General features: G+C 70.7%; 18 protein-coding genes and 2 pseudogenes. 9 read left to right on the top strand and 11 right to left on the bottom strand.

The window, feature by feature from the left end:
• Positions 1–482: 482 nt before the first annotated feature.
• Positions 483–1,058, bottom strand: coding sequence for a TetR/AcrR family transcriptional regulator (locus FGW37_RS03560; RefSeq protein WP_179079715.1), 576 nt, complete (start codon positions 1,056–1,058; stop codon positions 483–485).
• 646 nt (positions 1,059–1,704) lie between these two features.
• On the opposite strand from FGW37_RS03560, the gene FGW37_RS03555 reads away from it, so the two are divergent.
• A complete protein-coding gene (locus FGW37_RS03555; RefSeq protein ID WP_179079714.1) occupies positions 1,705–2,487 on the top strand; it encodes an RICIN domain-containing protein in 783 nt (260 codons plus the stop codon).
• A 750-nt stretch (positions 2,488–3,237) separates the two neighbouring features.
• Here the strand turns inward: FGW37_RS03555 and FGW37_RS03550 are convergent.
• On the bottom strand, positions 3,238–3,660 hold the full coding sequence (locus FGW37_RS03550) for an NUDIX domain-containing protein (RefSeq protein WP_179079713.1): 423 nt from the start codon (positions 3,658–3,660) through the stop codon (positions 3,238–3,240).
• 15 nt (positions 3,661–3,675) lie between these two features.
• Between FGW37_RS03550 and FGW37_RS03545 the strand changes: the two are divergent.
• Positions 3,676–4,281, top strand: a pseudogene (locus tag FGW37_RS03545) (Fic family protein); the annotation flags it as partial.
• A gap of 549 nt (positions 4,282–4,830) precedes the next feature.
• Here FGW37_RS03545 and FGW37_RS33135 read toward each other — a convergent pair.
• The 3 genes from FGW37_RS33135 to FGW37_RS03525 all read right to left on the bottom strand — a co-directional run bounded on the left by FGW37_RS33135 (position 4,831) and on the right by FGW37_RS03525 (position 8,230).
• Positions 4,831–5,670 (bottom strand): MFS transporter, encoded by an 840-nt coding sequence (locus FGW37_RS33135; RefSeq protein ID WP_246430248.1) that lies wholly within the window; start codon positions 5,668–5,670, stop codon positions 4,831–4,833.
• Positions 5,671–5,979: 309 nt separating this feature from the next.
• Positions 5,980–6,750 carry a chymotrypsin family serine protease gene (locus tag FGW37_RS03530; protein ID WP_179079712.1) on the bottom strand — a complete coding sequence of 257 codons (771 nt, stop codon included), beginning with the start codon at positions 6,748–6,750 and terminating at the stop codon, positions 5,980–5,982.
• Positions 6,751–7,558: 808 nt separating this feature from the next.
• Complete coding sequence (locus FGW37_RS03525; protein ID WP_179079711.1) at positions 7,559–8,230, bottom strand: molybdopterin-dependent oxidoreductase; 672 nt, start codon at positions 8,228–8,230, stop codon at positions 7,559–7,561.
• A gap of 245 nt (positions 8,231–8,475) precedes the next feature.
• Between FGW37_RS03525 and FGW37_RS03520 the strand changes: the two genes are divergently transcribed.
• Positions 8,476–9,411, top strand: coding sequence for a helix-turn-helix domain-containing protein (locus FGW37_RS03520; RefSeq protein WP_179079710.1), 936 nt, complete (start codon positions 8,476–8,478; stop codon positions 9,409–9,411).
• Between the two features lie 837 nt (positions 9,412–10,248).
• On the opposite strand, the gene FGW37_RS03515 is transcribed toward FGW37_RS03520, so the two are convergent.
• Together FGW37_RS03515 and FGW37_RS03510 are read right to left on the bottom strand one after the other, a co-directional pair.
• Positions 10,249–10,725, bottom strand: coding sequence for a DUF4265 domain-containing protein (locus FGW37_RS03515; RefSeq protein ID WP_179079709.1), 477 nt, complete (start codon positions 10,723–10,725; stop codon positions 10,249–10,251).
• 310 nt (positions 10,726–11,035) lie between these two features.
• Positions 11,036–12,718 carry an eCIS core domain-containing protein gene (locus FGW37_RS03510; RefSeq protein ID WP_281394669.1) on the bottom strand — a complete coding sequence of 561 codons (1,683 nt, stop codon included), beginning with the start codon at positions 12,716–12,718 and terminating at the stop codon, positions 11,036–11,038.
• A gap of 761 nt (positions 12,719–13,479) precedes the next feature.
• Here FGW37_RS03510 and FGW37_RS03505 point away from each other — a divergent pair.
• Positions 13,480–13,650 carry a hypothetical protein gene (locus FGW37_RS03505; protein WP_179079707.1) on the top strand — a complete coding sequence of 57 codons (171 nt, stop codon included), beginning with the start codon at positions 13,480–13,482 and terminating at the stop codon, positions 13,648–13,650.
• Between the two features lie 465 nt (positions 13,651–14,115).
• Here the strand turns inward: FGW37_RS03505 and FGW37_RS03500 are convergent, their stop codons facing one another.
• Both FGW37_RS03500 and FGW37_RS03495 read right to left on the bottom strand, forming a co-directional pair.
• On the bottom strand, positions 14,116–14,379 hold the full coding sequence (locus FGW37_RS03500; RefSeq protein ID WP_179079706.1) for a hypothetical protein: 264 nt from the start codon (positions 14,377–14,379) through the stop codon (positions 14,116–14,118).
• A gap of 376 nt (positions 14,380–14,755) precedes the next feature.
• A pseudogene (locus tag FGW37_RS03495) lies at positions 14,756–16,314 on the bottom strand (penicillin acylase family protein); the annotation flags it as partial.
• A gap of 170 nt (positions 16,315–16,484) precedes the next feature.
• On the opposite strand from FGW37_RS03495, the gene FGW37_RS03490 reads away from it, so the two are divergent.
• Positions 16,485–18,008: an acyl-CoA synthetase gene (locus FGW37_RS03490; protein WP_179079705.1), complete on the top strand. Its 1,524-nt coding sequence runs from the start codon at positions 16,485–16,487 to the stop codon at positions 18,006–18,008.
• 140 nt (positions 18,009–18,148) lie between these two features.
• On the opposite strand, the gene paaK is transcribed toward FGW37_RS03490, so the two are convergent.
• Positions 18,149–19,459, bottom strand: coding sequence for a phenylacetate--CoA ligase PaaK (paaK, locus tag FGW37_RS03485; protein ID WP_179079704.1), 1,311 nt, complete (start codon positions 19,457–19,459; stop codon positions 18,149–18,151).
• A gap of 155 nt (positions 19,460–19,614) precedes the next feature.
• Positions 19,615–21,246, bottom strand: coding sequence for an acyl-CoA synthetase (locus FGW37_RS03480; protein ID WP_179079703.1), 1,632 nt, complete (start codon positions 21,244–21,246; stop codon positions 19,615–19,617).
• Positions 21,247–21,412: 166 nt separating this feature from the next.
• On the opposite strand from FGW37_RS03480, the gene FGW37_RS03475 reads away from it, so the two are divergent.
• Genes FGW37_RS03475 through FGW37_RS03460 form a run of 4 tightly spaced genes read left to right on the top strand, consistent with a single transcriptional unit; the run spans position 21,413 to position 25,401 of the window.
• A complete protein-coding gene (locus FGW37_RS03475) occupies positions 21,413–22,213 on the top strand; it encodes a crotonase/enoyl-CoA hydratase family protein (RefSeq protein WP_179079702.1) in 801 nt (266 codons plus the stop codon).
• A 13-nt stretch (positions 22,214–22,226) separates the two neighbouring features.
• Positions 22,227–23,189, top strand: a complete 963-nt coding sequence (locus tag FGW37_RS03470; RefSeq protein WP_179079701.1) for a Zn-ribbon domain-containing OB-fold protein — start codon at positions 22,227–22,229, stop codon at positions 23,187–23,189.
• A complete protein-coding gene (locus FGW37_RS03465) occupies positions 23,186–24,238 on the top strand; it encodes a lipid-transfer protein (RefSeq protein ID WP_179079700.1) in 1,053 nt (350 codons plus the stop codon). Before FGW37_RS03470 ends, FGW37_RS03465 begins: the two co-directional genes overlap by 4 nt.
• Positions 24,235–25,401 carry a thiolase domain-containing protein gene (locus FGW37_RS03460; protein ID WP_179079699.1) on the top strand — a complete coding sequence of 389 codons (1,167 nt, stop codon included), beginning with the start codon at positions 24,235–24,237 and terminating at the stop codon, positions 25,399–25,401. Before FGW37_RS03465 ends, FGW37_RS03460 begins: the two co-directional genes overlap by 4 nt.
• Positions 25,402–25,450: the final 49 nt, after the last annotated feature.

Genomic DNA, 25,450 nt, shown 5'->3' with positions numbered 1-25,450 from the left:
GTCAGATTCCTCCTGATGTGGGTTGTTCCGTCCTGACGCACTCGCGCGTACGACGGCGAACGGGTGCCGGTGAAGACTCGCGGGCCGGGTGATCTACGAGGCGATGGTGCGGGGCTCGGGACGACGGCGTGCACCGGCACGGCCGAACTCCGATGTCCTGGCTGCGCACGGCCCGTCAGCAAGGACACGCCAACCGGGCGGCGCGCAAGGCGCCGTACCCGCACCAGCTCGCGCCGCTGCTCCTTGCCCCCGTCCGGGGGCAAGACGGCACGGGCCGGTGGCCACGCCGTCGACGCGCCCCGGCGCCGGAGTGAGTGCGTGAGGGCCGCCCGCATAGCGGCCGCGCGCCCTTGCGGAGCTCTTCGGCGCGGGACTCCCGGCACGTGGGCCTTTCCCGGTCCGCATGGTGCGCGGCGCAGGCTTCCAACGCCGCATCGGCCTCGTATCCCCGCGCCGCGGAACGTGTGCGGTGCGGGACCAGGTCAGGGTGTGGGCCGGTTCCGCAGTAGGGCATCAAGACGGTCGAGGGTCCACGTCCAAGTGTCCTGGGTGGCGGGGGTGCTGTGGCTGAAACTACCGGCTGCCTCCAGGCTGATGTAGCCGTGGATGATGCTGCCCAGGAGGCGGACGGCGTGTGTCTGGTCGGGCTCGGTCAGATCGTAGCCGCGCAGGATCGCCCGCAGCATCAGGGAGTGCCGGAGGGCGGCGCTGGCGGCGGCCGTATCCGCATCGAGGCGGAGCTGGGTGGCGGCGTAGCGGCCGGGGTGCTGTCGGGCGTAGTCGCGGCAGACGTCGGCGAAGGCGACCAGGGCGTCCTTGCCGGCGCGTCCGGCCATGGCGGCGGCGGCCAGGTCGGCGAGTTCCTCCAGGGCGGACAGGGCGATCCGGGTCCTGAGGTCCTGGAGGTTCTTGATGTGCGCGTACAGGCTCGCGGTCTTGACGCCGCAGCGTCGGGCGAGCTCGGTGGGGGTCACCCGGTCGAAGCCGATCTCGTCGGCCAGTTCCGCCCCTGCCCGCACGACTCGTTCCGTGGTGAGCCCTACGCGTACTCGTGTCATAACCTTCCCTCCAGCGATCTAATGTGATTATGCGCTTGCCTAACTGGATTAGGCAATCTAGTTTGTCCCCGTGCGACCGCTGAGTGAGCGCGAGACCTGTACCGCATCGGTGAACTGCGCCGAGGGTGAGGCGAGGTGCCTGTGCATCCCCAGTCCCGGCCGCCCGCCCCAGGGGCGGGCGGGGCTACCCGGACCGGTACGACCCTGACAGCACCCGCGTCCACACGGCCGGGCGGACGCGGCAAGACCGCGGTCACGCCGCCCCCGCAGCAGGCCGCGAACACCTCCCGCGAGGACACCGCGACCTTCCCTGCGGCCGGCCGTCTTACTCACCGTTCCACCTGCCGCAGAACCGGCAGCCACGGCGGCATGACGCGGCCGCGCCGTGCCTCAACCAGAAGGGAAAGTTGTGCGATTCCGCAGACCCATAGGCAAGGCTGTCACGGCCTTAGCCACCGCTATCCTTGCCGGGGCGATGATCGCCCCGGGCGCCGAGGCAGCCCCGGCCGGTGCACCGTCGGCGTCCGCTGTCGGCACCCTGTCGCCGGGTGACCTGCCGGCCGCCCGGAAGGCCGGGCCGCCAGCTGCCCCCAAGCCCCGGACGGCATCGCCCGGGACTGCCACATCCGCCACGAAGAGCCCGAGAGTGGCCCGGAGCGGCGCCGGCCTGAGCTTCAGCGTCTCCTTCGACCTCATCGGCGCTCTCAACGCGGTCCGCGAGGCCGCGCTGATCGATGCCAACCGCGAGGCGTACATCGAGGGGCTGGCCAACGCCGCCTGGTACGGCGGTAACGAGCACTACAACGTCATGGTCTGCAATCTGGCCACCCACTGCGGGGACCAGATTCCCTCCTCGTCTGCGCAGTCCTACGGCACGGCCGAGTACCACGGCGTCTACTTCGGCGTGTGGGTCTTCCGCCAGGGCCGGTTCGACCACACCGGGGACGGCGGCGCCTGGAACTGGCTCATGCGCGGCTGGTTCAACGCCGGAAGCCACCCCGTCGAGTTCTACGACCCGCCGGGTGACCGCATCCAGGTCATGAGCCGCTGCGTGGACATCCCCAACAGCCGCCCCAATAACGGCACTGCCCTCCAGGTGTGGGACTGCCACACCCGCGCGAACCAGTGGTGGTACCCGTACAAGCTCGGCACCACCACCACTGGCTACCCGGTATACGCGTTCACCGCCGAGGGCAAATGCATGGACGTACAAGCCGGGCGGACGGACAACGGGACCCAGGTCGGCACCTACGACTGCAACGGCACCGGCGCACAACAGTGGGTCTTCCACCAGGGCTCGCTGGTCAACGTCAACAGCCACAAGTGCCTCGACCTGAAGGACTGGGGCAACTACAACGGCGGCAAGCTCCAGATCTGGGACTGCTCCAACAACGCCAACCAGAAAATCGCCCTGCCTAGCCTCCCCTGACACACCAGTACGTCAGGACAACAGGACAGACAGCCGGGGCGTGTACCCACTCCCGGCTGTCTGTCCTGAGTGTGCGGTCCCATTAGTTCTCGCCGAAAAAACAACGCTAAGCGCCTGCGGTCCAGCTCAGAGGGCCCCGACGATCACGCCGGGGCCCTCTGCGTCGTCTCGGCTCAGTCGCGCGGACTGCGGTCTGGGTGGAGTGCGCGACCCGCCGGGGAGTCGAGCGCTTCTGGATCGATGGCGCCGAACACCGGACCGTCGTCCGGTAGCCCGACCTGAAGCCCACCCAGTCCCATGGGAGCAGTCGCCCCTAACTGGTTGACACGCCGCTTGCGTCCACCTCTTCGATCATCGACAAACTGGTTCAGCTTCCGCTGGGACAGATATATCAGCTCACGCATGGCCCAACTGTGGGCGCTGTCAGTGCCGTTGGGCAACGACGGTGCCAGGTCCCGTGCGGGACATGCATGCTTCATGAGCACCAGTTCGCCTCGACTGTCCCTTCCTGATTACTGAGGCGACTTAAGTCGACTGCCGAAGCTCCACGTCACGAACATGTTCACGACGCATTAGTGCAGGTCAGGCACAGTCAGGACAGTTTCCAGATCGGAAAAGTCGAGGACCACGTGGTAGCCGTTGTCGAGGCCGCTGCCGTACTGTGCGCGAAGTTCGTGGGCAGTGGTGGTCTTGCCGGAGCCGGAGTTGCCCCGCAGTACCAGCAGACGCGTATCCGCCGACCCCACGGGGCTACGCATACGTATCCCCGAGGTACACCGTGACGCGCGTACGGTCGGCGGCCAGCACGTCCGTGATGATGCGGGCCAGCATCGACGGCACCGTCCGCAGGGAGGTGAGCTTGCCCAGCTCGACCCATTCGACGCCGGTCTGCTCGGTGTCCGGCTCTGTGCCGCCGAGCACCGCGGGCTCTTTGACGATGCTGCACCAGAACATCGCGTCCACCCGGTGCACGACGCCGGGCATCATCTGGTGGCCGCCGACATGGTTGTCCTGGATGTACTCCCGCAGCGCGACGAGAGGCCCGGCCGTCACGCGCACGCCGGTCTCCTCGAACACCTCCCGCTCCGCGCAGGCGGCCAGCGTCTCCTTCGGGTTCTGGCCGCCGCCGGGGAGCCAGAAGGTATCCGGCCCCGCCCACGTGCCGCGCAGCATCAGCAGGTGCCCTCCGTGCTGATCCGCGCGGCGATGGCGCACCTGAACCTGGTGAAGATCCACCCGTGGTCCGACGGCAACGGCCGCATGTCGCGCTCCCTGCAGACCCTGATCATCGCCCGCGGCGGCGTCCTGGCTCCCGAGTTCTCCTCCATCGAGGAGTGGCTGGGCATGCCCGGCAATACCTGGGAGTACTACAAGGTCCTCCGCGAGGTCGGCGGCCCCGTCTGGTCTCCCGAACGCGACACCCTCCCGTGGATCAAGTTCAACCTCCTCGCCTACCACCAGCAGGCCCAGCGCGTGCAGCGCCGGGTCGACCGCTCGAACGAATGCTGGATGCTGCTGATGGACGCCGCCGAGACTCATGGGATCAGCGAGCGGCAGGTGACGGCCCTGCACGAGGTGGCGATGGTCGGCCGCGTCCGTCGCTCGCGCTACGAGAAGGCCGAAGCGCTCAACACGCAGCAGGCGACTCGGGACATGCAGGCGCTGACCCGCGCCGGAATGCTGTCCGCCGTGGGACAGACCAAGGGCCGCTACTACATCGCCGGGCCCGCCTTCCCCGGAAACGTACTGGAGGCAGCACGGCGGCCGCACACCATCACCGACCCCTACGCATAAACCCGGGCGCGGCGTCCGCACAGCCCTCAAGCAGTGGACCGCCCGAACACGGCGAACGCCCCGCAGGACCGGAGATCACCCCCTAAAGCACACAGCGCCATTGCCACGGGCACACCGACAAGGTCAGGCAGCGACCACCAGTCCGGCCTCATCCTCTTCCATAAGCCGCAGCAAACTGGGCACCCTCTGCGAACCATTGACAACGTCGTAGCCGGATACGACGTCCACCTGGGCGGTCTCCTGAACCACGGGAGGGACCTTCACCGACGCCCACCAGGCGAAGAACGCCTCCGGTGCCGTCGATCGGGGTGACCAGGCGGGCGGGGGTCTTGAAGAGCACCTCGCAGGGCTCAGGCGCCACTCTCCCGTCCGGCAGGTGCAGCTCGCCCCACACAGTCAGGCGCAGCTCACACCACCACTCCCCGGACGACGGCTGTCTGATCCGGGTCAGGAGTTCCGCGGTCACCAACTGTCCGTCCGGGAGCTCCACCCACACCTGATGCCCCGGCTCCCCGGGCGCGGGCGCAGTGCCGGCCTCCGCGTCCATGGCTATGCGACCTCGGCGGTCGGCTCCTGACGGAGCTGCTTAAGGGTCATGCGCGCGGCGACCACGTCACCGCGCTCCACAGTCCCCCAGAACGGGTGCGCCGAAACGGCAAGACTCAGCTCCACAGCGCGCGCCCGCAGGGCAGCGACGGCGTCCTGCTGCTCCTGGGTCCATCCGTCCGTGGCCGGGCGCTCGGTCGGATGCCAGTGGGCTCGCGGCCGAGCCCAGCCCTCGTGAGGCTCGACGGACCAGGGCAGCGTCTGGCAGAGCGCGGCCAGCTCGGCGTGCGCCTCGTGCAGCTGGTGCTGCGCGTCGCAGATGTCCTGTGCCATCGATCCTTGATCGTGTGCCATCGAACTTTGAGTGATCCGCTGACGAGCAAGGGCTGGTCGAAGAAGCGCCGACAGGGCCAAGAGGCCGCCAACCCACCACAGCACCGTGACGAACGCGTCGCGGTTGACCGCGCCGTCGGGAGAGCCACCGGTGATGGCGAAGAACACCACGGCGGTCAGCGCGGTGCCCAGCGCGATGCCCAGGCGAATGGCGGTGTTGAACAAGCCCGAGGCCGAGCCGGCGTCCTCGTGCGGGACCCTGGCCAGCGACAGATCGGCGAGCGGGCCGGAGACCATGCCCAGGCGGAAGCCGATCAGCACCACCGGTGCGGTCATCGCCAGAAGGGTCAGGTCGGCCTGATGGCTGCCGATCTGGAGCCCGTAGGTGACCATCGCAGCGGTCGCGATGAGGGCTCCGGCCTGCGGCAGACGGCGGGCGAATCGCCCGGCCGTCTTTGCCGCGACTGTCGCGCCGCCCAGTTCTCCCACGGAGAGCAGCACGAAGGCCACGGCCGCCACCAGAGCGGAGCCCGCCGCCATAGCTAAGGGTGATCGAACACGGCCCGAACGACACCCGAGCGGCGAGCACTGCACGTATAGGCGACCGGCGCTGCGCCGGAAGACGGGGCAGGTGCTCATGTGAAGATTGATGCTGGGGGCCTGAGGGACTCAAGCTGGGCCCGGAGGTTTCTCCGTGCCTGGTCACCGGCCCATCGGACAGGCCCTGGAAGCGGTTCCCGGACACCGACCCGCGCCTGGCGATCCGCCCGGCGCACACCGCCGCCCGAGGCTCCCACGGGCGGCGGGGCGGACAGTCGTTCAGTACGCAAGGTGGAAACCGGCGCCGACTCCACCGTTGGCGTTCATCTCGTCGATGATGCTCAGGATGGGCGAGCTGTGCTGGGCGCCCCAAGCGTTGCCGACCAGCGTCTGTCCGACGACGGCCGGGGAACCGGAGTCGCCGCCGTTGGTCCAGATGAGGTGGGTGAACCACATGTTGTGGGTGCCCAGCTTGATACCACAGGTGAGGCCGGTGCGGTGGCCTTGCTTGCACATGCGGACCCCGTTGGCGGGCGGGGCTCCGATCGATGAGATGGTCACCTCGCCGACGGTGCTGGTGGGAGCGACTCTGGTCTCGTCCAGCAGGATCACCGCGTAGTCAAGGCCCTTAGGGCCGCTGTTGAGAAGGTTGTTGGGCGTGCTGACGTACGTCACCGTGCCGATGGGCCCGGTCTCCAGATCGGGGCGGGTGTTGGGAATCGGCGCCGGGGCCTGTGCTGTTCCCGCGGGCGAGGCGTCCCGGTAGACCTTTTCCCCGACGAGCTTGTTGCCCTTGTCGTCGATGAAGCAGTGTGCATTGGTCAACGCCACCAGATTGCCGGCGTTGTCGCGGCCTACCGCGGTGAGGGTGCAGATGAACAGGCTCGTGGGCGCCTCCGGGCTTGGACTCATCCGGAAGACGATCCCGGTGCCGCCGCCGACGGGGGTGCGCGTGTCCGTACGGGAATCCGCACTCGCGGACGGAACCGCGCTGATGGACATGGCCGCCGCGAGGACGGCGAGGCCGAGGGCGCGTATCGCTCGTAACATGTGATGACTCCTGTATCGGGCCGGTTTTCTGGTGCGGGGGTTGCGGGGGTTGCGGGGTGCGGAGGGGACCGTATGCGCCTGGAAACTGCATACGGCCAGGTCGGCAGCGGTGCCGGCGGTCGCGCCGACGGACCTTCAGGTGACCGTCGCACTGGCCGGTGCCGACGGAGAGGCTCCGGGAGTTCATGGCGTCACCCGCATAGACGGCTGCGCCCGGGCCTGCGGCCGACTGGAACGTCTTCAGGGCCGCCGGCGTGCCGGCGTGGGGATCGGCGGTCGCGGGTGCGGCCTGCGCCGCCGAAGGGAGCACGACCAGCACCGCGCACGCCGCGCCGAGTGCTGCGGCCGCCAGTCCTGTGCGGCCGGACTCGCTTGCCATGCCTCCTCCTTGGGATCATTGGGCGAGCCGATCGATCCGCATGGTAGCCAGGGTGCGCAGGACTGGCTCCCCGGAACTTTCCGGGTGGACAGCCGAACCGTCGGGCGGCGTGGTAGCCCGCACACTCCCGTCTTCCGAGCCGGGCGGTTACGACGGGAATGGGGACTGCGTGTCTGTACCGCCCTGCGGCGTGCCTTGTTGGGACTCAGGTCTCCGGTCGTTCGGGCAGCCCGCTGTGCTCGGGAGGTGTCATCGACTTCCGTGGCGGCTTGGTGCTGACCACGGAGCGTTGAACATTGACATTCAGGCGCAGACCGCGCAGACCGCGCAGACCGCGCAGGCCGCGGAGTGCGCTGCGTCCATTCGCCGTACCGGCCGCCTCGGTCCCGACGGCTCCTGGTCCGGTCCGGTCCGGTCCAGGCAGCGCCCTCACCGCGGCTCCTCGCGGCTGCCCCGGGCGCTCAGTGCGCGGATCGGCCCGATCAGCGCCCGGTAGACCGGCCGCACCACACGGCCGGGAAGGTGGCGGTGACGTTCCTCGTGCCAGACCCTCGCCCTGCGGTGCGACGCGATGGGCGACCACCGGTCGGGATCCGGGGGTTCGGATGTGTGGAACTCGACGCGGCAGAGGTGCTTCGTACTGACGAAGCCGTACTGGCCGGGGCTGACCAGTCGCAACGGAGCGCCATGGTCGCTGTCGAGCGGCTGCCCGTCGAGACGGTCGGCGATCAGCACGTCGTCCGCCAAGGCGTCCTCCAGCAACGCGATCGACCGGTAGCCGTCGAGACCTTCGAAGACGACATGGCTGATCGACGTGCCCGGCTCGAGCAGCGGTTCGACCCGCGTGCGGTAGAGGGTCCGGAACGGGGCTCCCTCCCACAGCAGGCCGGTCGCCGACCATCCGGCGACACAATGGAAGTCGGCCCCGAGCTCTCGTCGTGGCAGCTCTGCGAGGTCGGCCACGGACAGCGTGAGGGCCTCGGTCAGAACTCCGCCGATCTCGATCACCGGGTCGGCGGGGACGGGTGGAGGCGGGTGATGGAGATGCTTGCCGAAGCGTGGGAATCCATCGACGGCGCGTTGACCTGGGGGAAGCGTCATGCCGGTCCTCCATGGGGTGAGGCTCGGTACGAGGAGAGGTCGTGATCGGGGGCTGAGCTTCGGCTCCGCCGGTCCTGCCGGCCCTGCCGACCATGCCGGTACGGCGGGTCCTGCCGCTCCTGCCCGGCTCCGGTGGACTCCCCGGCCGTTCACCGGAGCCGGGCAACCGGCCCGGTGCCTCGTGGCGTCGGGCCGATGCTTCGTACGCTAGGGCCTCCACCGCACGGGAGATTCAAGGGGATGAGATGGACGTCACTTGGTCGATCGGGGAACTCGCCACGCGTGCGGGGCTGTCGGTGAAGACCATCCGCTACTACACCGACATCGGCCTGCTGCCGACGGCCCCGCGCAGCCAGGGAGGCCATCGCCGCTACCCGCCACAGGCGCTGGACCAGTTACAGCTGGTGCGGCAGTTGCGTGCGCTGGATGTACCGATCGTGGCCATCACCGGTGTCGCGAACGAGGCCCAAGGCCTCGGCGACCTGGTGGCCGGGCAGTTGGCGGGCACCCGGGCACAGTTGGCGGAACTGCGCTGGCGTGAGGCGTTGTTACAGGCGTTGGAGGAGTGCCCCGGGCCGGAGCGGCTGCGGCGGCTGCGCGTGCTGGCCAAGGTTCGGTGCCGGCCGCAGGCCACCGCGGACCTCGCCCGGGCATGGGAGCGCGTCCTGCCCCCGGGGCTGCCGGCGCGCCTGGCCGACGCCATCACCGCACAGGCCGTTCCGGAGCCGCCGCGCGATCCCACCCCCGATGCCGTACTGGCCTACGCCGAGCTCCATTGCCTCGTGGCGGAGCCCGCGTTCCTGGACTACTGGGCCGCGCCCCATGTGCGGGACAAGGCATCGATGTACGCGGCGCTCCTCGATGCCTCTGACGGTGCCGCACCCGCCGTCGCCGCCGGGCGGGCACCGCACAGGTGCGAGGCCCTGGACGCTTTCTGCCGCGCCTGTGCCCGTGCCCTCGAGGCCGAAGACACCCCCGCTTTCCGCGCGCTCATGGCCACGGACATGCAGACGACCGTTTCTCTGTTCCGCGGCTACTGGCAGCGTCTGGACACCCTCACCACCGTCCCCGGGCCGAGCCTGGGAAGGACACACTGCTGGCTCGTGGAGGGCGTCATCGCCGAGTACGGCCCCGCGGGTGCGGGCGCCGTGAACCGGCGCCCGCCGGCGCCCGGACGATGACCCCCGCCGGGCGGTCCCGCCCGGCGGCCCCGTCCGAGCCGGCTCATGTCGTACGGACGGGCTGTCCGGGATGATCGGCTGGTCGCGCTCGACCGGGCCGAGGCCGCTGGCGCCGCCGGGCGAGCCGAGGTCGTCGAAGAACCCGGCGTTCGCCTTCTGGTGGTCCCGGCACGCCCACAAAACGCTCTCCCGATACCGGGACGGGTAGGTGGTCATGGTCACCGCTTCCGGGGTGGGGAGGGGCGCGTCATTGCGTCGCCACACGGGAGGAAGCGGCAAGTCAGGGGCCTATGCGGCGGGGCTGCACAGTTCGGGGTGAGGGTGTGCACGCAGGGTCCACGGGAGGAAACGGGAGGGAGATGCGAAGCAGTCCGGAGTCCCAACTCGCTCCTCGGCGCTGACGCCCCGCCGCCCGTCCCCCCACCCGCACCCGCACATCTGGCCCCTCCAGGGACTCATCGGCATGCCAGCCCCTACATGTGCCATACGCCACATACTCACCGCGTCTTGCTGAAACGACTACTGAAATGTCGAACGAGGCACTGAAGCGCCGGATGAGAAGCGACAGGCGTGACCAAACTTCGATGGCGCAAACTGCGTCCGTCAAAGATCGATGGCACGCGATCAAGGTTCGATGGCACAGGACAGCGGAGATCATCGGGGAAATCAAAGGTTGCCATCACCGGTATTCGCACCTCTGTGCGAATAAGGAGTCTGAGTTCAGTCAGCCGCCTGTGACTTTGAGTGTGACTGAGCGCTTCACATGGCGGCTGAGCGCTTGAGCTGGCGGACCTGAGCGTCTGAGTTGGCGGGCCTCAGGGGCCCGAGAGCGTGCAGTCAGGCGTTCCACCACTCGTCGGTGCCGCAGCCGACCTCGTAGGGCCACCACCCTTCCTCCTGCCCTTGAGTGAGAAGGGCCTTGATCCCGGCGAAGTCCGCGCCGGCCGGTGCGGTGAACGCCACCATGGGGAAGTCCTCACTGAAGACCTCGCCTCCGAGCGCGAACGCGGAAAGACGCTGGTGCACGGCCTGAGGGCTGCGCCCCAGCGGGCCGGTCGGGACGGGTACCACACGGATCGTGCAATTGCCGGAGGAGCTGACCCGGCCGACAGCCCAGTGGAGTCCGTCGGAGTCGGTCTGGAACCGCACAACGTCACCCTCGGCCACCCCGTCCTGAAGAAAGGGGGCATTCTGCAGGCTGGCCGTGTCGTCGCTGAGCTTCGTCGCCCACAGGCCCTCGGTGTCCTGCGGCAACCAGCCCACGCGAGGGACGAACCGGAACCAGACCTTGATCTTCTCGACCGCGCTCTCCATGACGTCATCATGCTCCGACCCTCAACAGCGCTTCGCACCGGGCTTGAGCTGGTCAATCAGCCTTCACCACCACAGAACACCCGCCAACACAAGCACTCACCCGCCAGGTGAAGCGCTCAGTCACAGGACCGGTGAGCCCAAGCACGATAGTTGTCACCCAGGCGGGGTTGTTGTGACCGGCGCGTGCCGGAGTGCTTCAGCCGCGTGCGAACGAGAGGGTGGCGTCGGCTTACGGCGGCGGTGCGTCTCACGCAAGGTGTCGACCAAAAGCGGCGTTAGCTCACGAACCGCCCTCTGAGTCCTACGACCCTCACGGGATGACGGGCTCGCTGTAGGCGATCTTCGTGGTCGTGCCGAAGGGGCGCAAGGGGTGGAGCAGATCCCATTCCTCTTGTGTCACGAGGACCGAGGGAGGATCGATGTTTCGGTGGCCCACCTCGATGCCGGAGAAGTCCAGCCGAGTCTCGTACGGGTTCACGCCGGCGAACGGGATGTACTGGCTGTACTGGACGGCGGTCACCTTGAACGTGAGGTAGACCGGCTTGTCCGGGTTCTGCTCCTTCACCCTGCGCGCCCACGGAATGGCGCCTCTTCTCGCCTGCTCGATGTCCCGTTCGACCTGCTCCTGGAGCATCTTGTTCGCGTAGTAGTCCAGGGCGAGGAAGAACACGGTGAACGCGAGAGCACGGCCCCCGCCCTTGAGGCCCTCCTTCCAGTTGGGACGGAAGCGGACCGTCGGTCCCGGAACCGGTGCGGGAGGCTTGGCACCGGGCGCGAGGGCGGGAGCAGGAGCCGGTTCCGCCTTGGGCGCGGGGGAAGGCTGCGGCTCGGCCTTGGGAGCGGGCGCAGGTGCCGCCGCGGGGGCAGGGGGCGCGGGCGGCGGCTGCTGCGAAGGCGCCGGGGCCGGAGCGGGGGCGGGGCTCAGGGCGGCGGCCTTCGGCTGCGCCGGCGCGGCGCCCGACGTAACACCCAAGGCGCCACCAGCGGCCGCACCTGGGGCCGGGGAGAGCGACGGAGCCGGAGGAACACTTGCCCGCTCGTTGAGGATGGGCGTCAGGCTGTCGCTGCCGGCGGCCCGGATCTCCGCCTTCCAGTGCACCGTTTCCGGGCCCCTGATGGTCACACCCTGCCGCTCGCCCAGGATCCGGCAGTCCGCCTGAAAGTCGAAGAAGACCTCCCCACCCTGCTTCGAGACGGCGTCTCGTGCCCGCCTCATCGTGTTCTCCACCACAGCGGTCTGGCTGATGTTGAAGTTCTTCGGCGTGTAGGCGATGCCTGCCTCCGCGCCGATCGCGTCAGGTCCCGCGAGGTGCCAGCGGTCGTAGCCGGCCAACCCCAACTGGCCGGGCGGCGGGTACTTCTTCTCCAGCCCAGGCCGGGCGATGGGGTCGCCGAGTCTTCCCCACACCCGCAGCCGCACCCGGCCGCCGGGCAGCGGAGTCTCCTCGTACTGGATCACGGTCTGGCCGAGCACCGGCTCGGGCGGAGCCCCGCCCGAGGTGCTCTGGCGGGCGATGACGGTACGGCCGGAAAGGTTGTACTGGACCACATGGGCAAGCTCGTGCGCGAGCAGGTGGCGACCGCCGGCGCTGTGGACGGACTGCCCTCGTCCCAGGACGACGTCGTGTCCGACGCTGTACGCGCGTGCCGACAGGTGGTGGGCCATACCGGAAGCCTCGTCTCCGCTGTGCAGCCGTACGCGACTGAATTCGTACCCGAAGGCACCCTCCATCTCGCCCCGTACTGCGGGGTCCAGCGGGCGACCACCGGTCGACGGGACGGCGCCGGGGACCGCGGCGCGGAATGCCGTCGGGCGGCCCGTAGGGGGCGCTACCGTCGCTGCGCCCGTTCGGCGTGCCGATAGAGCACGCTCCGCGAGCGCATCAGCTGTCCGCTCCGCGGTGTCACCGGGGCGGGTGACGGCCACACCTCGGACTGTCCGCGACGAGAACGACGCGACCACGGGTCGGTGCTCGTGAACGACTCGGAACATCCGCTTCCTCCCAGGAGCAGCCGTGGCCCTGCTGGCGACAGAGCTCCACATCACGGTAAGGCGCGCGCGGCGCCCGCACCTCCCGGCGCACCCGAAAGGGGTGAGGGCACGAGGACCTGGTCGACGACGAGCGCGGCCGGGCGGAGCTCGCGGAGTGATTTCTTGGCAGCACAGCTGCCAGGCAACTTGATCACGACGTGTGATGCTGAGAATGGAAGCTGGGTGCTCCGGTTGGCGATCCTCGCCAGATGAAGTGCTCAGTCACATTGAGCCATAGGTGGCCACGCTGATCTGAAGTTGGCCAGCCCTGCCGGGTGGTGGCTTTGACCAGCGGCTCCTCCCGCAGCCCGGCATGTACCGGGGCTGCTCCTGGCCAACTACCGGTCAACGTTTTGGCCAGGTAGGAATCCACGAGACGCCCTGGCTTGGGACGTCCGGTCGTCGGCTGGCCACCTACGGCTCAAAGTCACACCGCCCGACGCTTCCCCGGTGTGGTCGGGTAGCCGGATCACACCCGGACGGGATGGCGGGCACCCGCTCGACCCACACCCGCAACGCGGGCGTCCTGCGGGCAGGTCTACGCCGGCCCGGCTCCGCGGGGTCCCGTGGCGTCCGCCCGGTACAGGCCCCGGACGACCGTGTCCGGGCCTGGGTCCCTGGCTACGCTCGTGCCCCCGGGCATACCCCCAGCCCCGAGTGAGGCACTCTGGACCGCGTCCACTGTTGCCCTCTGCGCTACCCGAACGTGCCAGGAGAGACCTATGGACGAGACCACGGCGACGACGGCCCACGCCCGCCAGATCGTCACGAGCGACGAGTGCCAGGCCGCCTATCAGGGTGCCCAGGACGCGGCCAGCACCTACGGCCCGGTCTCTCGCCGACCGCCGCCGACTAGGTCGTATGCCGGGTGCTCGCCGCGGCTGGGCTCCTGACTCCGCCTCCGGACCCCGACCTGGACAGCTGCACCGCTCTCTTCCCCGACGAGGCGGCGCACTATCCCCTGCGTCGTTTGACTGTTCCGCGTTGAGCTGGAGCCAATACCCTACGGGGCAGCGGCCAAGCAGTGGTAGGGGATGGGCGGCAGCGGAGGCTTGGGGATGGATGGATCAACACTTGGTCAGATCCGGGAAGCTGTCCTGCGGTGGTCGGTTCAATGGGGTGAACAGCGACCAGTGAACATCAAAGTTGTGGCCACAACTCATGATGATGCGGTGCGTGCCATCTACCCGGGAGGGGCGCGCTCGACAAGTGAGGCTACGTACCTTGCAACTTTGGAAGGGAACTTTTCCAGGAATCCGTCAGGTCATCCCAGCGGTGTATGGGCAGCTCTATTCCTCACGCAGGCTCAGCCAGTGGTGGTGAGGTCCTATACCGTGCGGCCCAGTTCTCATATTCCGCTATTCACCCTTGATGGCCTGGGGCCGGTGACGGCGCTGTCGTGACGCACCGAAGAGGTGCATGCCCTGTTCCTGGATGGCATGCACCTCCCCACGATCGCTGAAGTCAGCAGGACTTCTTTGCCCCTGCTTCAAGGTTTCCTGGATGAGATCTCCAGTCATCGTCGGATATGGCGATTTCGCTTCTGCCAGGGGGAATGCATGCATGGCGCGTGTTTGGTACATCAGGATCGGCGAGCTCGTGCAGCCATATTCTGCGATCACAGCCCGAGTTATCGAGCCAGTTGATAGGCCAGCTAGGATACGGCCAGTAGTGGTCTGAGCATGGATGCGAACCTATCGAGTGATAGCTGCCGAATCTTTTCTTATAGGTGTCCACCCAGTTTGCACGATCTGTTCCCGCGTTAGCTGGGGATGCCACAATACCCATCACGGCAACCAGCGCCAAAGAAAGAGTGAAGAGTCTTCTCGTACCAGCCACTACCGCCTCCTTGAAGTTCCAAGTGAGCTTCATGACACACAGGGGAGAACGACTGCGCGAATTGACTGTAGGTCAGAACGCAGCTGACCCGCACTTGCACTGACCTGCTGCTATTTACACGTCAAAGCCGCGTGATAATCACGCCTTGATCATGGTCTTGGAGTTCTCGGCGTAGGGGGCGTCGACCAGCGCCGGCATTGCGGAGGGGCCGAAGATGCCCGGCTGGACGGCGTCGGTGTCGCGCCCCAGCGCGCAGTCGCCGCGCGAGCCGTCCAGGACGGCCAGGCCCGCGGCCGGGAACGTCTGCCGGCCGAGGGCGGTGGAGCAGCGCCCGGCCAGCTCGTCGGTGACCCGGGGCAGGACCTGCGACTGGGTGTAGAGGCTGTGGCCCCCCGGAGTCCGCGGCGATCGTGTTCACCCACGGCAGGCCCTGCGTGCGGCGCAGGGCGTCCTGGACGCCGCGCACGCTGCGGGACTTGGCCAGGGCGAGCGAGGCGTCGGTGAAGCGCAGGCTCTCGGAGTTGGGGTCGGTCAGGGCGTAGGCCTTGCCGTCGGCCCAGGGCAGGGGGATGTCGTCGAGCGAGGTGACCACCGGCCCGTAGCGGGTCCACCACTGGCTGCGGGTGACCCGTGAGGTGCTGCCGTCCTTGCCCCGGACGGGCACGGTGACCGTGCGCTCGGTCATCCGCTCGGGCCTGCCGTCCACGAGATAGGCGTGGGCATCGCCCGGCGCGGTCTTCAGCTCGTACAGGTTGGCCGGCACGCCGGTGGCCACCGTGTGGCTCCAGGCGATCCGCTCGTTGAAGCCGATCTCCACGACGGGCATGCCGAGCAGCGAGCCGCCGGAGACGTTCAGCTCGCCGGGAATGGTCTGCTGCGACTGCCAGAAGCGGCGGCCGCCCTGCCACGGGTAGTGGGGGTTGCCGAGCAGCAGGCCGCGCCCGTTCGCGGCGGTGGAGCCCGCGAAGGCCACCGCGTTCGAGCCCATGCCGGCGTTCTTCCGCTGCTCGTCGAAGAGCTTCCGGGCCGCTTCGGCGGGATCCGCCGCAGCCTTGGCCGTACGGGGCGCCGCCCCCGGCCGTGCGGCCCCTGCGATGCCGTCGGCGGCCAGGCCCTGGCCGCCGAGGACGGTGATGGCGTAGCCGCGCCGGGCCACGTCCAGGGTCGTCACCGGCGTGACCCAGCCGGCGCCGCGGCAGGCCGGGTCGGTGATGCGGTTCTGCGCCAGCCAGGCGTTGTAGCCCGCGGCCCAGCCGCGCATCAGCTCCTTGGCCTGCCGGGTGGTCCGGCCGGGGCGGGCGAGCCGAGGAGCCTGTCCACGGTCTTCGCGTCGTTCAGGCTGCGGAAGAACAGATCGCTGGAGAGGTTGGTGGTCGCGGACGACAAGGACCCGTCGGGCTCCGCGTCGGGGCCGAAGCGGGCCGAGCGCTCGCCGCGCAGGGTGACGAACCCGTCGGCGAGGACGCACACCTGGTCCGCGGCCTGGGCCCAGCCGGTGCCGAAGCCGAGGTTCGCGTAGTCCTTCGCGACGATGTGCGGAACGCCGTACTCGGTGTAGCGGACGACGGCCGACAGGCCGCCGCCCTTGGCGCGCTCGGCGCCGTGGGCGCGGTGGCGGCCGCGGCCTCGCCCGGCAGCACGGCGCCGCAGGTCAGCACCGCCAGGCCGAGGCCGGCCAGGGCTCTCATGCGATGACGTAAGGGCAACGTGGCTCCCATGGGTACGGAGGGACGAGAAGTCGCCTGCGGGGGATAGGACGCCTGCGCAGGGCGGGGAGTCGACCACGGCCGCGGCCTGCCCGCCGCCCGTTCCCGCTTTCGCACCCGTGCCGGCCCGCTCGCCGTCGCGCCCCCTTGACCGCGGTGCGCGCGGGACCCAGGATCCGGGCATGACGGGAGTCCGGGACAGCACGGTGGACGGCATGCTGCGGCGCACGGCCCGGCGTGTGCCGAAGCGGACGGCGCTGCGGTACGGGGAGCGCGCCTGGACGTACCGCGAGCTGGACGAGGCCGTGACGGGGGCTGCCGCGGTCCTGCGCGACAGCGGGCTGCGCGACGGTGACCGCGTCGCCGCCTACGGCCACAACTCCGACGCCTATCTGATCGGCTTCCTGGCCTGCGCCCGCGCCGGTCTGGTGCACGTCCCCGTCAACCACCACCTCACCGGTGACGAACTGGGCTACATCCTGGAGCAGTCGGGCAGCGCGCTGGTGCTCACCGACCCGCACCTGGCCCACCGGCTGCCCGCTTCCCTCCCCGCCCTGCCCCTGCGCGACGCCACGGGCTCCCTGCTGGAGCGCTCGGCGCGGCACCGGCGCCCGGGCGTCGCGACCCTGACCGCCGGCGGCCCGGACCAGGGCGATCTCGTGCAGCTGCTCTACACCTCCGGCACCACCGCGCAGCCCAAGGGCGCGATGATGACGCACGGCGCGCTCGTGCACGCCTACGTGAGCGCGATCACCGCCCTGGACCTCAGGGAGACGGACCGGCCGCTGCACGCCCTCCCGCTCTACCACTCGGCGCAGATGCACGTGTTCCTGCTGCCCTTCCTGGCGGTGGGCGCGGAGAACACCCTCATCGACGCGCCGGACCCGGACCGCGTCCTCGAACTGGTGGAGGCGGGGCGGGCCGACAGCTTCTTCGCCCCGCCGACCGTGTGGATCGCACTCGCCGGCCACCCCGGCTTCGCCTCCCGGGACCTGTCGGCGCTGCGCAAGGCGTACTACGGCGCCTCCGTCATGCCCGTACCGGTGCTGGAACGCCTGCGCACGCGCCTGCCACGCCTCGCGTTCTACAACTGCTTCGGGCAGACCGAAATCGGGCCGCTGGCCACCGTGCTGCGGCCGGAGGAGCACGAGGGGCGGATGGACTCCTGCGGCCGGCCGGTGCTGTTCGTCGAGGCGCGCGTCGTGGACGAGAAGGGCGCCGACGTGCCCGACGGCACGCCCGGCGAGGTCGTCTACCGCTCCCCGCAGCTGTGCCAGGGCTACTGGGGCAAGCCCGAGGAGACCGAGGAGGCCTTCCGGGACGGCTGGTTCCGCTCCGGCGACATGGCCGTCCGGGACGCCGAGGGCTACCTCACCGTCGTGGACCGGCTGAAGGACGCCATCAACTCCGGTGGCGTGCTGGTCGCCTCCCGCCAGGTCGAGGACGTGCTCTACGGCCATCCGGCCGTCGCCGAGGCGGCCGTCGTCGGCCTCCCCGATCCCCGCTGGATCGAGGCGGTCACCGCCGTGGTCGTCGCGCGCGGCGATGTGACCGAGGAGGAGCTGACTGCGTACGCCCGGGAGCGGCTCGCCCCCTTCAAGGCGCCCAAGCGCGTCCTGTTCGTGGACGAGCTGCCGCGGAACGCCTCCGGCAAGGTGCTGAAGCGGGAGCTCCGGGAGCGGTTCGGCGGCTCGCCGTCCGGCTGATCGTCCAATCCGCCGCACGCTCGCAGCGACGATGCTCCGCCGGTGCGTCGGGCATCCCTTACTGCCGCTGCCGCTGCCGCTCCGCACCACCACGACGCGGTAGCCGGGGAAGGCGCCGGGACGCCGCTGCCCGCGCCCCGTCACCGCTTTCCCCGCTCGTCCACGATGCGCTTCAGCTTGCCCACCGACCGTTCCAGCGTCCCGCCGTCGACCACCTCGACGGTCACCGTGACGCCGATGCCCTCCTTCACTTGCCGCGCGACCTCGCCGGAGGCGACCCCGCGCTGCTCCGGCGTCGCCTCCGGGCGGGCCTCGGCCCGTACGGTGAGGTGGTCCATCCGGCCCTCGCGGGTGAGGCGGAGCTGGAAGTGCGGGGCGAGGCCCGGCGTCCGCAGCACGATCTCCTCGATCTGCGCGGGGAAGAGGTTGACGCCCCGCAGGATGATCATGTCGTCGCTGCGCCCGGCGATCCGCTCCATCCGGCGGAAGGCGGGGCGGGCGGTGCCGGGCAGGAGCCGGGTGAGGTCCCGGGTGCAGTAGCGGACGACGGGCATGGCCTCCTTGGTGAGGGAGGTGAGGACCAGCTCGCCGTGGCAGCCCTCCGGCAGCACCTCACCCGTGACCGGGTCGACGACCTCGGGGTAGAAGTGGTCCTCCCAGATGTGCAGCCCGTCCTTGGTCTCGGCGCACTCCTGGGCCACGCCGGGGCCGATGATCTCCGAGAGGCCGTATATGTCGACGGCGTCGATGGCGAAGCGCTCCTCGATCTCCCGGCGCATCTCCTCCGTCCAGGGCTCGGCGCCGAAGATGCCGGTGGTCAGGGACATGCTGCGCGGGTCGACGCCCTGGCGCTCGAATTCGTCGAGCAGGGTGAGCATGTAGGTGGGGGTCACCATGATGATCCGGGGCTGCAGGTCCTGGATGAGCCGGACCTGGCGCGCGGTCATGCCGCCGGAGGCGGGGATCACTGTGCAGCCGAGCCGCTCGGCGCCGTAGTGCGCGCCGAGGCCGCCGGTGAACAGCCCGTAGCCGTAGGCCACGTGGATCCTGTCGCCGGGCCGGCCGCCGGCCGCGCGGATGGAGCGGGCGACGACCTCGGCCCACGTGTCCAGGTCCCGCTCGGTGTAGCCCACGACGGTGGGTGTGCCCGTGGTGCCGCTGGAGGCGTGCAGACGCCGGATCCGGGAGCCGGGCACGGCGAACATGCCGAAGGGGTAGTGCTCCCGGAGATCGGACTTGGTGGTGAACGGGAGGCGGGTGAGATCGGCCAGGGTGCGGCAGTCCTCGGGCCGTATGCCGGCGGCGTCGAACGAGCGCCGGTAGAAGGGCACGTTCTCGTAGGCGTGGTGCAAGGTGGCCCGCAGCCGCTCCAGCTGCAGGGCCGTCAGCTCTTCGCGCGTCATCCGCTCGGCCGCGTCCCGTGGAACCAACCGATCGTTCGGTCGTTGCATGGGCTCAAGTTTCCAGAGGCCGCGCCGGGCGTCAAGAGGGGTGCCGGACCCTGTGGAGGAAGCGGCCGAGCGCCACCAGCCGCGCACCGCCGGCCGAGCGCCACCAGCCGAGCGCCACCGGCCGCGCGAACCGGCCGTGTGAGTCAGGTGAACGGTCAGGCTCCGGCCTCCGCGACCGCCCGCGCCCACCGGTAGTCGGCCTTCCCGCTCGGTGATCTGCGGATCCGCTCCGTGAAGACCACACTGCGCGGCACCTTGTACCCCGCCAGCCGCGCCCGGCAGTGCGCCTGCAGCCCGTCCAGGGTCAGGGGCTCCGCCCCCTCGCGCGGCTGGACGACGGCGGCCACGCGCTGCCCCCACCGCTCGTCCGGAACGCCCGCGACCAGCACGTCGTACACGTCCGGATGGGCCTTGAGCGTCTGCTCGACCTCCTCCGGGTACACCTTCTCGCCGCCGGTGTTGATGCACTGCGAGCCCCGCCCCAGCACGGTGATCTCGCCGTCGGCACCGGCCCTCGCCATGTCGCCGAGCAGCACCCACCGTTCACCGCCGGCCCGGAAGAACGTCGCCGCGGTCCGGGCGGGGTCGTTGTAGTAGCCGAGCGGTACGTGGCCGCGCTGGGCGACGCGCCCCTCCTCGCCGGGCGCCACGGGTTCGTGCGTGACCGGGTCGACGACGGCCGTGCGGTCGTTGACGCGCAGCCGCAGGCCGCCGCCCGCGCTCGCGCCGCCCGCCCCCTCCGTCGCGGTCCCGTTGAAGCCCGACTCCGAGGAGCCGAAGTTGTTCAGCAGCGTCACGTGCGGCAGCAGGGCCGTGAACTGCTCCCGCACGGTGGCCGAGAGCACCGCGCCCGAACTGCTGACGCTGAACAGCGACGAGCAGTCGGTGCCCCGCATCGGCCCGGCCAGCGCGTCCACCAGGGGGCGCAGCATCGCGTCACCGACCAGCGAGATGCAGGTGACCTTCTCCTGCTCCACGGTGCGCAGCACTTCCTCGGGGGCGAACTTCCGGTGCAGCACGACCTTCTGGCCGTAGTCGAAGGCGATGAGCGCGGTCAGCGTGGACGTGCCGTGCATCAGCGGTGCGGTGGGGAAGAAGACCAGGCCCTCGCCCCCTTGCGCGACACGTGCGGCCAGCTCCCGGGGGCGCCGGACCGGTTCGCCCGTGGGCGCTCCGCCGCCGAGCCCGGAGAAGAACAGGTCCTCCTGCCGCCACATCACGCCCTTGGGCAGGCCCGTCGTGCCGCCCGTGTAGATGATGACCTGGTCGTCCCCCGAGCGTGGCCCGAAGCCGCGCAGGGGCGGTCCCGACGCCTCGGCCTCCGCGAAGGGGACGGGCACGAGGGCCGGTTCGGGGGCCCCGTGCGGAGGCGTGCCGACGCGCACGAGGTGGCGCAGCAGCTCCGTACGGGGCAGCGCCGCGGCCACCCGGCCGGTGAAGGCGGCATCGAAGACCAGGGCCACGAGGTCGGCGTCGCGGTAGAGGTAGGCCAGCTCGTCCTCGACGTAGCGGTAGTTGACGTTGACGGGCACCGCCCGGATCTTCAGGCACGCCCAGAATGCCTGCAGGTACTCGACGCCGTTGTACAGGTGCAGCCCGACGTGGTCGCCGGTCCGGATCCCGCTGTCGCGCAGGTGGTGCCCCAGCCGGTTGGCCGCCGCGTCGAGCTGTGCGTACGTCATCCGGCGCCCGGCGCCGCTCCCGGGGAGGTCCGCGTGGACCAGCGCCTCCCGGCCGGGCACCGCGTCCACGACCGACTCGAAGAGATCGGCGAGGTTGTAGTCCACGTCTCCTCCTGTCCGGGGGAACGGCGGCCGCGGGGCCATTAGAGCGCCGCGCGCCGCGGGGAGGAAGGGACGGCGCCCAAGAAATCTGACGGGAAGTCAGAAAACTCTTGTACCCCGGACACGCCTCCTGCACCCTGTTCTGGTCACCGGGACGGGAGGGCCACCCATGAGCGGGACCGAACACCTCACGGTCGAACGCACCGGCGCCACGCTGGTGCTCACCCTCAACCGGCCGGAAGCGAGGAACGCCCTGTCGCTGCCGATGCTGGCCGGGCTCCACGACGGCTGGCTGGAGGCCGACCGGGACGACGCCGTCCGCTCCGTCGTCCTCACCGGCGCGGGCGGGGCCTTCTGCTCCGGCATGGACCTCAAGGCCCTGCACGGGCCGAACCCCGCGGACGACCCGTACCGCGCCCGCTTCCAGGCCGACCCCGACCTGCACTGGAAGGCGATGCTCCGGCACCACCGGCCGCGCAAACCGGTCATCGCCGCGGTCGAGGGGCCCTGCGTCGCGGGCGGCACCGAGATCCTCCAGGGCACCGACATCCGCATCGCCGGGGAGAGCGCCGTCTTCGGCCTCTTCGAGGTGCGCCGCGGCCTCTTCCCCGTCGGCGGCTCCACCGTCCGCCTCCCGCGCCAGATCCCGCGCACGCACGCCCTGGAGATGCTGCTCACCGGCCGCCCCTACACCGCCGCCGAGGCCGCGGGCATCGGACTGATCGGCCACGTCGTCCCCGACGGCACCGCCCTGGAGCGGGCCCTGGAGACCGCCGCACTGATCAACGCCAACGGCCCGCTGGCCGTCGAGGCCGTCAAGGCCTGCGTCCACGACACCGCCGGCCTCGCCGAAGCCGACGGCCTCGCCCTCGAACTCGAACGCGGCCGGCCCGTCCTCGCCAGCGCCGATGCGCAAGAGGGCACCCGGGCCTTCGCCGAGAAGCGCCCGGCCGTCTACCGGCGCGCCTGAAGGGAGCCCCGCCGTGCCGGAGATCCTCACCGCACCCCTGACCGTCTCCTTCCCCTTCACCCGCTCCCTCGGCCCCGTGCAGAGCGCCTTCCTCACCGGCCTCCGCGAGCGCACGGTCCTCGGCGTGCGCACCAGTGACGGGCGCGTCCTCGTCCCGCCCGTCGAGTACGACCCCGTCACCGCCGAGGAGATCCGCGACCTGGCCGAGGTCGCCCCCACCGGCACCGTCACCACCTGGGCCTGGAACCCCGCTCCCCGGCCCCGCCAGCCTCTGCGCACCCCCTTCGCCTGGGTCCTGGTGCGCCTCGACGGCGCCGACACCGCCCTCCTGCACGTCCTCGACGCCCCCGGCCCCCACGCCGTACGGACCGGCATGCGCGTGCGCATCCGCTGGGCACCGGAGCGCACCGGCGCCATCACCGACATCGGCTGCTTCGAGCCCTGCGACCCGCACGAGGACGACAGCGCGGCCGGCCCCCGGACGCCCGTACCGCACGACGGCGACTTCGCCGACCCCGTCACGGGCATCGTCACCCCCGCCCGGCTCGACTACACCTACACGCCCGGCCGGGCCCAGAGCCGCCACCTCGCCGCCCTCGCCGAGCGGAGGATCACCGGCGAACGCTGCCCCTCCTGCCGCAAGGTCCACGTCCCGCCCCGCGGCGCCTGCCCCACCTGCGGCGTCGCCGCGACCGAGCAGGTCGCGGTCGGCCCGCGCGGGACCGTCACCACCTTCTGCGTCGTCAACATCAAGGCCAAGGACGCCGGCATCGAGGTCCCCTACGTCTACGCCCACATCGCCCTGGACGGAGCCGACCTCGCCCTCCACGGGCGCATCGGCGGCATCCCGTACGACCAGGTGCGCATGGGCCTGCGCGTCGAGCCCGTGTGGAGCGCGGACGGCCGCCACCCCGACCACTACCGGCCCACCGGGGAACCCGACGCCGCCTACGACACCTACAAGGAGCTGCTGTGAAGCCCGCCGACGCGGGCGGTGGCGACCGCGGCGCGGCCCCGCGCGACGTCGCGATCGTCGCCTTCGCCCGCAGCGACCCCCGCGGCTCCGCCGAGGGGCTGTCCGAGACGGAGATGCTGCTGCCCGTCCTGCACGAGGCGCTGGAGCAGGCCGGACTCGCCCCCGGCGAGGCGGACTTCACCTGCTCGGGTTCGAGCGACTACCTCGCCGGCCGCCCCTTCTCCTTCACCCTGACCCTCGACGGCGTCGGCGCCTGGCCGCCCGTCGCCGAGTCCCACGTGGAGACGGACGGCGCCTGGGCGCTCCACGAGGCCTGGGTGAAGATCCTGACCGGCCGGGCCGCCACCGCCCTCGTCTACGCCCACGGAAAGCCCTCCGCCGGCCCCCTGCGGGACGTCCTCACCCGCCAGCTCGACCCGTACTACGTCGCACCCCTGTGGCCCGACTCCGTCTCCCTGGCCGCCCTCCAGGCCCAGGCACTCATCGACGCCGGCCACACCGACGAGGAGGCCCTGGCGGCCCTCGCCCGCCGGGGCGACGGCGAGGCCCCCGCGGGCGAGTACGTCGTGCGGCCCCTGCGCGCGGGCGACTGCCCGGCCGTCACCGACGGAGCGGCCGCCGTCGTCCTCGCCGCCGGCGACACCGCGCGCCGCATGTGTGCCCGCCCTGCCTGGATCCGCGGCATCGACCACCGCATCGAGGCCCAGGCCCTGGGTCTGCGGGACCTCACCGACTCCCCGTCCACCCGCCTCGCGGCCGAACGCGCCGGAGCCTTCCGCGCCCCCGTCGACACGGCCGAGCTCCACGCCCCCTTCACCTCGCAGGAAGTCGTCCTGCGCAGGGCGCTGCGCCTGGACGACACCGTCACGGTCAACCCCTCCGGCGGCGCGCTCGCCGCCGACCCCGTCATGGCCACCGGTCTGATCCGCCTCGGCGAGGCCGCCGCCCGCATTCACCGGGGCGCCTCGGACCGGGCCCTGGCCCACGCCACGTCCGGGCCCTGCCTGCAGCACAACCTCGTCGCCGTGCTGGAGGGGGAGAGCCGGTGAGCAAGGAACCCGTGGCCGTCGTCGGCATCGGCCAGACCAAGCACGCGGCGGCCCGCCGGGACGTCTCCCTGGCCGGACTCGTCCGCGAGGCCGCCGTGCGGGCCCTGGAGGACGCGGGGCTGTCGTGGGCGGACACCGATGCTGTCGTCCTCGGCAAGGCCCCCGACTTCTTCGAGGGCGTGATGATGCCCGAGCTCTGCCTCGCCGACGCCCTCGGCGCCGTCGGCAAGCCCGTCCTGCGCGTGCACACCGCCGGGTCGGTCGGCGGCTCCACGGCCCTCGTCGCCGCCGACCTCATCGCGGCCCGCGTCCACCGGACCGTCCTCGCCGTGGCCTTCGAGAAGCAGTCGGAGTCCAACGCCATGTGGGGCCTGTCCCTGCCCGTCCCCTTCCAGCAGCCCCTGCTGGCCGGCGCCGGAGGATTCTTCGCCCCGCACGTACGGGCCTACATGCGCCGCAGCGGAGCACCCGCCTCCGTGGGCTCGCTCGTCGCCTACAAGGACCGCCGCAACGCCCTGAAGAACCCGTGGGCCCACCTGCACGAGCACGGCCTGACCCTGGAGCGGGTGCAGTCCTCGCCCATGCTGTGGGACCCGGTCCGCTACTCCGAGACCTGCCCCTCCTCCGACGGCGCCTGCGCGATGGTCCTCACCGACCGCCGCGGCGCCGCCCGCGCCCCGCACCCGCCCGCCTGGGTGCACGGCGGCGCCATGCGCAGCGAACCCACGCTCTTCGCCGGAAAGGACTTCGTCTCGCCGCGCGCGGGCCGCGACTGCGCCGCCGAGGTCTACCGGCAGGCGGGCGTCACCGACCCGCGGCGCGAGATCGACGCCGCCGAACTGTACGTACCCTTCAGCTGGTACGAGCCGATGTGGCTGGAGAACCTCGGCTTCGCCGCCGCGGGCGAGGGCTGGAAGCTCACCGCCTCCGGGGCCACGGAGCTGGACGGCGAACTGCCCGTCAACCCCTCGGGTGGCGTCCTGTCCACCAACCCCATCGGCGCCTCCGGCCTCATCCGCTTCGCCGAGGCAGCCCTCCAGGTGCGGGGGAGGGCGGGGGAGCACCAGGTCGACGGCGCCCGCAAGGCGCTCGGCCACGCCTACGGAGGGGGCGCGCAGTTCTTCTCCATGTGGGTGGTGGGCGACGAACCACCCACCACCTGAAGGAGCGCACGGCGGAGCGTTCGCCGCCGTGCGGCCTGTCCGGCGCACG

This window comes from Streptomyces rectiverticillatus (assembly GCF_013394065.1).
Classification (GTDB): Bacteria; Actinomycetota; Actinomycetes; order Streptomycetales; family Streptomycetaceae; genus Streptomyces; species Streptomyces rectiverticillatus.
Note: the sequence above shows the minus strand (reverse complement) of the source record. Positions and strands in the feature narration are given on the sequence as shown.